The organism is Kitasatospora sp. NPDC001664, from assembly GCF_053596675.1.
Window position 1 is genome coordinate 43,246 of sequence record NZ_JBSFGS010000022.1, and the last position, 9,680, is coordinate 52,925.

General features: G+C 73.2%; 9 protein-coding genes. 4 read left to right on the forward strand and 5 right to left on the reverse strand.

Annotated features, from left to right (window positions below; genetic code table 11):
* Nucleotides 1-130: 130 nt before the first annotated feature.
* Nucleotides 131-1,024: an ABC transporter ATP-binding protein gene (locus ACWCYY_RS27795; RefSeq protein WP_345288817.1), complete on the forward strand. Its 894-nt coding sequence runs from the start codon at nt 131-133 to the stop codon at nt 1,022-1,024.
* On the forward strand, nt 1,021-1,875 hold the full coding sequence (locus ACWCYY_RS27800; RefSeq protein WP_449797587.1) for an ABC transporter permease: 855 nt from the start codon (nt 1,021-1,023) through the stop codon (nt 1,873-1,875). Before ACWCYY_RS27795 ends, ACWCYY_RS27800 begins: the two co-directional genes overlap by 4 nt.
* Nucleotides 1,876-1,882: 7 nt before the next feature.
* Here the strand turns inward: ACWCYY_RS27800 and ACWCYY_RS27805 are convergent, their stop codons facing one another.
* From ACWCYY_RS27805 to ACWCYY_RS27825, 5 genes are all read right to left on the reverse strand, one after another.
* On the reverse strand, nt 1,883-3,559 hold the full coding sequence (locus tag ACWCYY_RS27805) for an FAD-dependent monooxygenase (RefSeq protein ID WP_449797588.1): 1,677 nt from the start codon (nt 3,557-3,559) through the stop codon (nt 1,883-1,885).
* A 113-nt stretch (nt 3,560-3,672) separates the two neighbouring features.
* Nucleotides 3,673-4,506: an amino acid ABC transporter permease gene (locus ACWCYY_RS27810; protein ID WP_345288820.1), complete on the reverse strand. Its 834-nt coding sequence runs from the start codon at nt 4,504-4,506 to the stop codon at nt 3,673-3,675.
* Nucleotides 4,503-5,153 carry an amino acid ABC transporter permease gene (locus tag ACWCYY_RS27815; protein ID WP_345288821.1) on the reverse strand — a complete coding sequence of 217 codons (651 nt, stop codon included), beginning with the start codon at nt 5,151-5,153 and terminating at the stop codon, nt 4,503-4,505. The genes ACWCYY_RS27810 and ACWCYY_RS27815 overlap by 4 nt, the downstream gene beginning before the upstream one ends.
* 31 nt (nt 5,154-5,184) lie before the next feature.
* On the reverse strand, nt 5,185-6,075 hold the full coding sequence (locus tag ACWCYY_RS27820; protein ID WP_345288822.1) for a glutamate ABC transporter substrate-binding protein: 891 nt from the start codon (nt 6,073-6,075) through the stop codon (nt 5,185-5,187).
* Between the two features lie 91 nt (nt 6,076-6,166).
* Nucleotides 6,167-6,934 carry an amino acid ABC transporter ATP-binding protein gene (locus ACWCYY_RS27825; RefSeq protein ID WP_380149841.1) on the reverse strand — a complete coding sequence of 256 codons (768 nt, stop codon included), beginning with the start codon at nt 6,932-6,934 and terminating at the stop codon, nt 6,167-6,169.
* A gap of 289 nt (nt 6,935-7,223) precedes the next feature.
* On the opposite strand from ACWCYY_RS27825, the gene ACWCYY_RS27830 reads away from it, so the two are divergent.
* Both ACWCYY_RS27830 and ACWCYY_RS27835 read left to right on the forward strand, forming a co-directional pair.
* Nucleotides 7,224-7,955, forward strand: a complete 732-nt coding sequence (locus tag ACWCYY_RS27830) for a response regulator transcription factor (protein ID WP_345288823.1) — start codon at nt 7,224-7,226, stop codon at nt 7,953-7,955.
* Between the two features lie 6 nt (nt 7,956-7,961).
* Nucleotides 7,962-9,389: a sensor histidine kinase gene (locus tag ACWCYY_RS27835; RefSeq protein ID WP_345288824.1), complete on the forward strand. Its 1,428-nt coding sequence runs from the start codon at nt 7,962-7,964 to the stop codon at nt 9,387-9,389.
* Nucleotides 9,390-9,680: the final 291 nt, after the last annotated feature.

Below are 9,680 nucleotides of genomic sequence, written 5' to 3' on the forward strand. Positions count from 1 at the left end.
CCGATGCTAGCGATCATGGACGGCCCGGTCATCGGCCCGTGGTCGTACACCCGTGGAGGACACCCGCCGCCCGCAGGTGCCCCCGCCCGGCCGACGCCCGGCCCCGGGCCCGCCCGGCAGGCTCGAAGCCATGATCGAGGTCAACGAACTGACGAAGCGTTACGGATCCACGACCGCCGTGCACGGACTCACCTTCACCGTCCGTCCGGGCCGGGTGACGGGCTTCCTGGGGCCGAACGGCTCCGGCAAGAGCACCACCCTGCGGATGGTGCTCGGCCTGCACGCCCCCACCAGCGGCTCGGTGCTGATCGACGGCCGCCCGTTCCGGGACCGGCCGCGCGGGCTGCGGCAGGTCGGCGCGCTGCTGGACGCGAGCGAGGTGCACGGCGGCCGCAGCGGCCGGGCCCACCTGACGGCGCTGGCCCGGAGCAACCGCATCCCGCGCTCCCGGGTGGAGGAGGTGCTGGCCGAGGTCGGCCTCGCCGACGCGGCCCGCCGCCGGATCGGCGGGTACTCGCTCGGCATGCGCCAACGCCTGGGCATCGCCGGCGCGCTGCTCGGCGACCCGCCGGTGCTGCTCTTCGACGAGCCGCTGAACGGGCTCGACCCGGAGGGCGTGCGCTGGGTGCGCGGGCTGTTCCGGCGCCTGGCCGCCGAGGGCCGCACGGTCTTCGTCTCCAGCCACCTGATGACCGAGATGGAGCACACCGCCGACGAGTTGGTGGTGATCGGCCGGGGCGAGCTGATCGCCGCCGAGAGCCTGACCGCCTTCGCCGCCCGGGGCGGCGCCACCGTCACCGTCCGCACCCCGGGCCACGCCGAGCTGGCCGCGCTGCTGGCCGAGCGGGGCGCGCAGGTGCGGACCGACGGCGAGCTGCTCACCGTCGGCGGCCTGGCCGCCGCCGAGATCGGCGAACTGGCGCACCGTCACCACCTGCCGCTGCACGAGCTCAGCCCGCGCACCGCCTCGCTCGAACAGGCCTTCATGGACCTCACCTCCGACCACGCCGGGAGCATCCGATGACCACCGCCGCCCTCACCGCCGAACCCCGGGCCCTCACCACCGAACCCCGGGCCCGCCTCGCCGACCTGGTCGCCGCCGAGTGGATCAAGCTCTGGTCGCTGCGCTCCACCACCGGGACCTTGCTGCTGACCGCGCTGGCCGTGCTCGGACTGAACGTCGGCACCGCCTGGGACCAGGTCCGCTACTGGGGCGAACACGCGCCCGCCGACCGCGCGGACTTCGTCGCGGACGGGATGGCCCTGCTGTCGGCCTTCACCGGGAACGGCGCGACGGTGCTGATGATCGCCCTGGGCGCGTTCGGCGCGGTCGCGGTCACCGGCGAGTACGGCACCGGCCTGATCCGCACCACCTTCGTCGCGGTGCCCGCCCGCGGCTCGGTGATGGCGGCCAAGGCGCTGGTGCTGGCGGCCGTCACCTCGGTCTTCGGGGTGCTGCTGGCGGCGGTCTCGTTCTGGCTGACCCAGGCACAGTTCGCCCGCTACGACGCCGCCGTGATGCTCGACCACCCCGGCGCGCTCCGGCTGCTGCTGGCCTCGGCGCTGCTGGCGCCGGTCTCCGCGCTGGCCGGGATGGCGGTCGGCGCGCTGCTCCGGCACGGGGCCTCGGCGGTCACCGCCACCACCCTCCTGCTGCTGGTGGCACCGGTCTTCCTGAGCACCCGCCGGTACTGGACCGCCCTGCTCGGCAACGCCACCCCGTACCGGGCCTGGACCACCCTGGCCGAGCGCCCCGACGTGCTGGCCCACCAGCCCTACCCGGGCACCCCGGGCGGCGCCTGGCTGACGTTCGCCTGCTGGGCGGCCGGCTCGGTCGTGGTGACCGTCCTGGCGGTGCGCCGCCGGGACCAGTGACCCGTCGTCAGGAGCCGGTCAGGTCCGGGCTGGTGATCGGGGCCGGGCCGCCGCGGGCGTGCTGGGCGAGGGCGTGCAGGGCGTCCGGCTCGGCGCCGTGGGTGGTGCCGACCACGTGGCCGTCGGGGCGGATCAGCAGCACGGTGTGCGGGTCGGCGGCCGGGTACTGGTCGGTGACCAGCACCTCGGCGGGGATCGGCAGCGAGGCGGCCAGCGCGGTCAGCCGGGGCATCAGGCCGGCCGAGAGCCAGTGCCGGGAGGACCAGACGGTGGCACCGGGGGCGACCAGCAGCAGCAGGAAGCCGCCGCCGAGCCGGGCGTGCAGGTGGTCGGGGGCGCCCTCGGTGGTGATCACCGGGAGGTCGGGGACCAGCACCCCGGGGGCGGTCGGCGGGAGCTGCTCGGTGAGCGCGGTGCCCTTGGGGCCGCGCTGCGGCGGCACCCGGCCCGGGACGCCGGAGGGCGCCTCGGGGTAGGCAGGGGCGCCGCCGAAGCGTCCGGTGCCGAGCTGGCCGTCGGTCAGCAGCGGGGCGTGCTTGCGGAAGGAGCCGGTCAGCAGCGAGCGCCTGGTCTGGGCCCAGCCGCGCAGCGGCCGCAGCAGCGGCATCGACTGGTCCACCGCGCGCAGCCGGGCGCCGACCGCGCCGCGCCGCTCGGTCTCGTACCCGTCCAGCAGGCTGGACTCGGCGTCGCCGGCCGCGGAGTGCAGGTGCCAGGCCAGGGCGAGCCGCCAGGAGAGGTTGTCCACGTCCCGCAGGCCGTCGGCGAGGTTCTGCATGCCGAGCGCGCCGTGCAGGTGGGCCGCGTCCCCGGCCAGGAAGCAGCGGCCGACCCGGAAGCGGGCGGCCAGGCGCTGCTGGGCGGTGTGGTCGGCGGCGGCCAGCAGCTCGAACTTCGGGAGCTCGCCGCACCAGCCGGTCAGGGTGGAGCGGACCCGGGCCAGCAGGGTGTCGCCGGTGACGATGCCGGGCCAGGTGGCGTGCGGGTCGACCGGGGTCTCGGGGGCCGGCCGGCCGGGCGGCAGCCGCCAGTCCAGCCGCCAGAGGCCGTCGGGGAGCGGGCGGGCGGAGGCCTCGCGGTCGCCGCGCCACGGCGGCTCGCGGTGCAGCCGGGCCTCGCCGGGGAAGGGCAGGTCCACCCGGAGGGTGGCGACGGCGTGCCGGTCCACCGCGGGGCGGCCGGGGAAGCGGACCTTGAGCAGCTTGCGGACGGCCGAGCGGGCCCCGTCGCAGCCGACCAGGTGGCTGCCGCGCCACCAGGTGGAGGTGCCGTTCTGGACGTGCTGGGTGCGGACCGAGACGCCGTCCCCGTCCTGCTCCAGCTCGACCAGCCGGGTGTGCGGGGTGAGCTGGATCAGCGGGGTGGCGGTGGCCGCGTCCCGCAGGCCGCGGTGCAGGCGGTGCTGGGGGAGGTGGCTGATCCCGGTGAGCGGGAGCCGGAGCACCTCGGTGCGGCGCCGGTAGACGGTGAAGGCGTCCCAGTACACGGCGTCGGACCCGGCCCGCTGGTAGCCGAGCCGGGTCAGGAAGCCGGTGGTCTGCTGGGTGAGCACCACGCTGCGCGGGCCCTCGGAGCAGACCCCGGCGCCCTCGTCCAGGACGATGGACGGCACCTCGTGCCGGGCGAGCGCGAGCGCCAGGGCCAGGCCGACCGGCCCGGCCCCGACGATGATCACCGGATCCACGACGGGACCTCCTCGGACCGGTCGGTCCGAGCTGGGGCAGCGGCGGCCGACGGAGCGTCAGGGGTCCCGGGTGGTGTCACGAAGAGCAATGCAACAGATCACCTGCGTGTCCGTCAAGCAGCGGACGTTGTGCGCCGGTTCGCGCCGCGGCGGCTCCAGCCCTCCAGCCACTTGGCGAGCGCCGTCAGCAGGAGGCAGCAGAGGATGTAGATCACGCCGATCACGATGGCAACCGGGATGTAGGGGTAGCCGTCCGGGGTGACCCAGGTGGCGGCGATCGTCTTGCCGACGTAAAGCAGCTCGGGGTAGGTGATCACGTACCCGAGCGAGGTGTCCTTGAGGGTGACCACCAGCTGCCCGATGATCGCGGGCAGCATGGCCCGGATCGCCTGCGGGGTGAGGATCACCGTCATGACCTGGGTCTTGCGCAGGCCGAGCGCGTAGCCGGCCTCGCTCTGGCCGCGCGGCACCGCGTTCATGCCGGAGCGGATGATCTCGGCCTGGACGGCGCCGTTGTACAGAGTCAGACCGGTCACCAGGGCCCAGAACGGGGTGGCGGTGAAGACCGCCACGTAGAGCCCGAAGATCATGATCAGCAGCGGCATCGCGCGGAAGAACTGCACCACCGCGGTGCAGACGGCGCGCACCGGCTTGTGGTCGGAGAGCCGGCCGATCGCCAGCAGGGCGCCGAACACCAGCGAGAGCACCGCGGCGGTGGCGAAGGCCTTCAGGGTGTCCAGCAGCGCGGTGAGGATGGTCTCCTGCGTGTTCTTGTAGGCGAACACGTCCCACATCTCGGCGGAGAACTGGCCCGCGTCGTCCAGGCTGGTGAACACGTACCAGAGGCCACCCAGCAGGGCGAGGCCGGCAACCACGCTCAGGGCGTGGTTGCGGATCCGGGCCCGGGGCCCGGGGACGTCGTAGAGGACGCTGCTCTTGGCGCTCAACGGGCCACCGCCAGACGGGATTCCAGGAACTTGAAGAACAGGGCGACACAGGCGCTGATGAACAGGTAGGCGAGCGCGACCCAGAAGAAGATGGCCAGGATCGAGGCGCCCTTGTCGGTCAGCGTGGCCTGGAAGTTGAACAGCTCGGGGACGCTGAACGCGCCGGCCACCGCCGAGTTGCGGGGGAGCGCGATGAAGACGCTGCTGAGCGGGCCGAGCACGGTCCGCCCGGCCTGCGGCAGCACGATCTGGGTCAGGGTCTGACCGAACGTCATCCCGAGGCTGCGGGCCGCCTCCGCCTGCCCGACCGGCACGGTGTTGATGCCGGACCGGATCACCTCGCAGACGAACGAGGCGGTGTAGGCGGAGAGTGCGATCACCGCGAAGGTGAAGTGGTCGAAGTGCACGTCCAGGCGCGGGAGTCCGAAGACCACCGCGAAGAACAGGACGGTCAGCGGGGTGTTCCGGAAGATGTTCACCCAGACGGTGCCGAAGACTCGCAGCACCGGGACCGGGGAGACCCGGAAGGCCGCCAGCAGGACACCCAGCAGCAGGGCGAACAGGGCGCTCAGCGCGCTGAGTTCGACCGTCTGCAGGAACCCGTTCCGGAACAGCTCGAAATTGCCGTCCTCGAAGAGTATGCCCATGCCGGCGGCCCTCCTTTCGTTACCAGACGGGTCAGTTGGTGAGCGCCGGGATCTCCGGGGCGGGGGAGCCCGAGAGACCGAGGGTGGCGTCGTAGGCCTTCTTCCAGTCGCCGTTGTCCTCGTGCGCCTTCAGCGCGGCGATGACGGCCTGCTGGAACGCCGGGTCCTCCTTCTGGACGCCGATGCCGTACGGCTCCTTGGAGAACGGCTTGCCGACGACCTTGAGCTTGCCGGCGTTCTTGGCCGCGAAGCCCTTGAGGATCGCGTCGTCGGTGGTGACCGCGTCGACCTCGTCGGTGAGCAGCTTGTCCACGCACTGGGCGTAGGTCTCGTACTCGATGGTCTCGCCCGGGTTGTACGTCTTGATCTGCTTCACCGAGGTGGAACCGGTGGCCGAGCAGACCTTCTTGCCCGCGACGGACTCGGGACCGGTGATCGCGGTGTTGTCCTTCTTCACCAGCAGGTCCTGGCCGGCCACGTAGTACGGGCCCGCGAAGGCGACCTTCTCCTTGCGGCCGGCGTTGATGGTGTAGGTGCCGACGTAGTAGTCGATCTGGCTGCCCTGGAGGGCGGTCTCGCGGTTGGCCGAGACGATCGTCTTGAACTCGATCTTGTCCGGGCCGAAGCCCAGGTCGGCCGCGATCATCTTGGCGATCTCGATGTCGAAGCCGTCACGGGTCTTGGTGGTGACGTTCTCGAAGCCGAGGAAGGGCTGGTCGGACTTGGCGCCGACGATCAGCTTGCCGCGCTTCTTGGCCTCCTCGAAGACCTTCGAGCCCTCGACCTTGGCGTCGGTCTTCACCGTGTAGGTGGGGAGCTTGGCCGCGGAGTCTTCGGCCTTCGGGGCCTCCTTGCCGCAGGCGGCGACGGCGGTCAGCGCGAGCACGGACAGGGCGGCGGCGATGGTACGACGGGTCCTCATGCGGGAGCTGTCTCCTCGATCGGGGGCACGGTGGAGCCGGGCCGGGGAAGTTCTGGGCATGACAGGGACTGACGGTAGGTCAGCCGGGGCGTCAGTGGTGCAGGATCTTCGAAAGGAAGTCCTTGGCCCGGTCGCTGCGGGGCGCGGTGAAGAACGCCTCCGGGGTGTTCTCCTCGACGATCCGGCCGTCGGCCATGAAGAGCACGCGGTTGGCGGCGGAGCGGGCGAAGCCCATCTCGTGGGTGACCACGACCATGGTCATGCCCTCGGCCGCGAGGCCGCGCATGACCTCGAGCACCTCGTTCACCATCTCCGGGTCCAGCGCCGAGGTCGGCTCGTCGAAGAGCATCACCTTGGGCTTCATGGCCAGCGCGCGGGCGATCGCCACGCGCTGCTGCTGGCCGCCGGAGAGCTGGGCCGGGAACTTGTCCGCGTGCGCGGCCAGGCCGACCCGCTCCAGCAGGGCCCGCGCGGTCTTCTCGGCCTCGGGGCGCGCGACCTTGCGCACCTTCACCTGGCCGAGCACCACGTTCTCCAGCACGGTCTTGTGCGCGAAGAGGTTGAAGGACTGGAACACCATGCCCACCTCGGCACGGAGCTTGGCCAGCTGGCGGCCCTCGGCCGGCAGCGGCTGCCCGTCGACGGTGATGGCGCCCGAGTCGATGGTCTCCAGCCGGTTGATGGTGCGGCAGAGGGTCGACTTGCCGGAGCCGGACGGGCCGATGAGCACGACCACCTCGCCCTGCTTGATCTCCAGGTCGATGTCCTGGAGCACGTGCAGGGCGCCGAAGTGCTTGTTCACACCGCTCAGCACCACCAGGGGAGCGGCTGCGGAGTCACTCACGGCGTTCTCGGTCATCGAGCCTGGCTCCCTCGTGGGCGGTGCTTGGGTCCGTGCACTGGTACCGGGGGCTGGTCGCCGGCGGAGCTCTCAGCCCCCGGTCCGGCTGACCCTAGGGCGGCTGACATTGTCACGTCAGCGGATCTGAGCGGAACTTGAGCATCACGATCCGGCCACGCCCGGTCACCCGTCGCAGTGCCGCCGGGGCATGCGCCGGCCGGGCCGTGACAGAACGGGCGGACTGGACGATACTCCGCAGGTACCCCACGCAGAAGAGGCGTGACAGCCGGACCGGAGGGAGGCCCGCATGCGACTGCTGCTCGTCGAGGACGACGACCGGGTGGCCGCTGCCCTGGTCGCGGTGCTGGGCCGGCACGGCTTCCAGGTCCGGCACGCCCGCAGCGGGCACGAGGCGCTGGACGCCCTGGTGCCGGACGGGAACGAGCCGTACCGGGTGGTGCTGCTCGACCTCGGCCTGCCCGACCGGGACGGCTTCGAGGTGTGCAGCCGGATCCGCGCCCACAGCAGCGTCCCGGTGATCATGGTGACCGCCCGGGCCGACATCCGCTCCCGCATCCACGGCCTCAACCTGGGCGCCGACGACTACGTCACCAAGCCCTACGACATGGGCGAACTGCTCGCCCGCATCCACGCGGTGGCCCGCCGCGGCCAGGCCGCCGAACCCTCCGAGCCCGTCGACCAGCCCGGCCCGCTGGAGGCCCGCGGCGTGCTGATCGACCGCGAGCGCCGCCGGGTCAGCGTGCACGGGCGCGACGTCCCGCTCACCCGCAAGGAGTTCGACCTGCTGGCGCTGCTCGCCCAGAGCCCCGGCGTGGTCTACCGGCGGGAGCAGATCTTCAGCGAGGTCTGGCGCTCCGGCTGGGAGGGCAACGGCCGCACCCTCGAGGTGCACATCGGCTCGCTGCGCACCAAGCTCGCGCTGCCCGGACTGGTCGAGGCGGTGCGCGGGGTCGGCTACCGCCTGATGCCCGAGCAGCCGGCCTCCGACGGTCCGTCAGCCCCCGCCCGGGAGAGCTGAACCCCCGTGCGCACCCGCCTGCTCGGCATCCTGCTCTCCCTGATGGCCGCCGTCCTGGCCGCCCTCGGGGTCCCGCTGGCCGCCGCCAAGGCCGCCGCCGAGCAGAGCCTGGTGGTGGTCGACCGGATGGACGACGCCGCCCGCTTCGCCCAGCAGCTCCCCACCCAGGGCCTGCCCCCGGCCGGCACCGCCGTCAAGGGCTCCGCCGTCCCCGAGGACGGCGACACCGGACGGCTGCGCTCGCTGGCCGCCGAGGTCCAGCGCTACCACGAGCTGTACGGCATCCGGGCCGGCGTCTTCCACCGCGACGGCAGCGCCGTCGCGGTCGCCCCGGCCGGCTGGCAGGTCCCCGAGGGCGGCCCCGGAGCCCGGGCCTTCCAGGACGCGGTGGACGGCCGCCGCAGCAAGAACCCGCCGCAGGTCTGGCCCTGGACCCCGGAGCGCACCATCACGGTGGCCGCCCCGGTGGTCCGCGACGGCGACGTCATCGCCGTGGTCATCACCGAGTCGCCCACCGGCGAACTCCGCTCCCGGGTGCTGGACCGCTGGCTCTGGCTCGGCGCCGGCGAGGCCCTCGCCATGGTCGCCGCCGTCCTGCTCGCCGTCCGGCTCACCCGCTGGGTGCTGCGCCCCGTGCGCACCCTCGACCGGGCCACCCACGACATCGCCACCGGACGGATGAACGCCCGGGTCGCCCCCAGCTCCGGCCCGCCCGAACTCCGGCGCCTGGCCCGCTCGTTCAACGACATGGCGGACAACGTGCTGCTCGCCCTCGACCAGCAGCGGGCCTTCGTCGCGGACGCCTCCCACCAACTGCGCAACCCGCTGGCCGCGTTGCTGCTCCGGGTCGAACTCCTCGGCCTGGAGCTGCCCGAGGGCCACGAGGAGGAGCTCGGCGCCGTCCGCGAGGAGGGCACCCGGCTGGCCCGCGTCCTCGACGACCTGCTCGGCCTCGCCACCGCCGAGCACGCCCGCCCCGAACCGGAGCGGGTCGACCTCACCGCCCTCGTCCTGGCCCGCATCGACGCCTGGCGGCCGGTCGCCGACCAGCGCGGCATCCGCCTCGCCTGGGAGGGCCCCGCCACGGCGGTCGGGCTGGCGGACCCGATCGGCCTCGGCAGCGCGTTGGACGCCGTCCTCGACAACGCCCTCAAGTTCACGCCCGGCGGCGAGGCGGTCCGCCTCGGCCTCGAACAGGACAAGCGCGAACTCACCCTCACCGTCTCCGACGCAGGCCCCGGCCTCACCGAGGAGGAGCTCGCCCGCATCGGCGACCGCTTCTGGCGCAGCCCCCGCCACCAGAACGTCGACGGCTCCGGCCTCGGCCTCTCCATCGCCCGCACCCTCCTCCTGGCCGGCGGCGGCTCCCTCGACTTCACCCCCGTCGACCCCACGGGGCTCACCGTCCGCCTGACAGTGCCTCGTCCCAGGTAATCCCGGGGGCGCGGGGAACTGCGCGCGGGGGAACGGCAGCACGTGCAACTGGCTCGCCTGCCCCGATCCAGCGCTGGTCCGCCTTCCGTACTCGCGCAGTTCCTCGCGCCCCCGGGGTGACCACTTGCGCCGGCCGTCCCGTGCTGCTGCCGTTCCCCCGCGCGCCCTCGCGGCGGAGCCGCAGATCAGCAGAGCCTCGCGCCCCCGGGGTGACCACTTGCGCCGGCCGTCCCGTGCTGCTGCCGTTCCCCCGCGCGCCCTCGCGGCGGAGCCGCAGATCAGCAGAGCCTC

Coding starts and splice junctions, on each gene's coding strand:
- ACWCYY_RS27800 (WP_449797587.1), top strand. CDS start 1,021: ATGACCACCGCCGCCCTCACCGCCGAACCCCGGGCCCTCACCACCGAA.
- ACWCYY_RS27830 (WP_345288823.1), top strand. CDS start 7,224: ATGCGACTGCTGCTCGTCGAGGACGACGACCGGGTGGCCGCTGCCCTG.
- ACWCYY_RS27825 (WP_380149841.1), bottom strand. CDS start 6,934: ATGACCGAGAACGCCGTGAGTGACTCCGCAGCCGCTCCCCTGGTGGTG.
- ACWCYY_RS27795 (WP_345288817.1), top strand. CDS start 131: ATGATCGAGGTCAACGAACTGACGAAGCGTTACGGATCCACGACCGCC.
- ACWCYY_RS27820 (WP_345288822.1), bottom strand. CDS start 6,075: ATGAGGACCCGTCGTACCATCGCCGCCGCCCTGTCCGTGCTCGCGCTG.
- ACWCYY_RS27815 (WP_345288821.1), bottom strand. CDS start 5,153: ATGGGCATACTCTTCGAGGACGGCAATTTCGAGCTGTTCCGGAACGGG.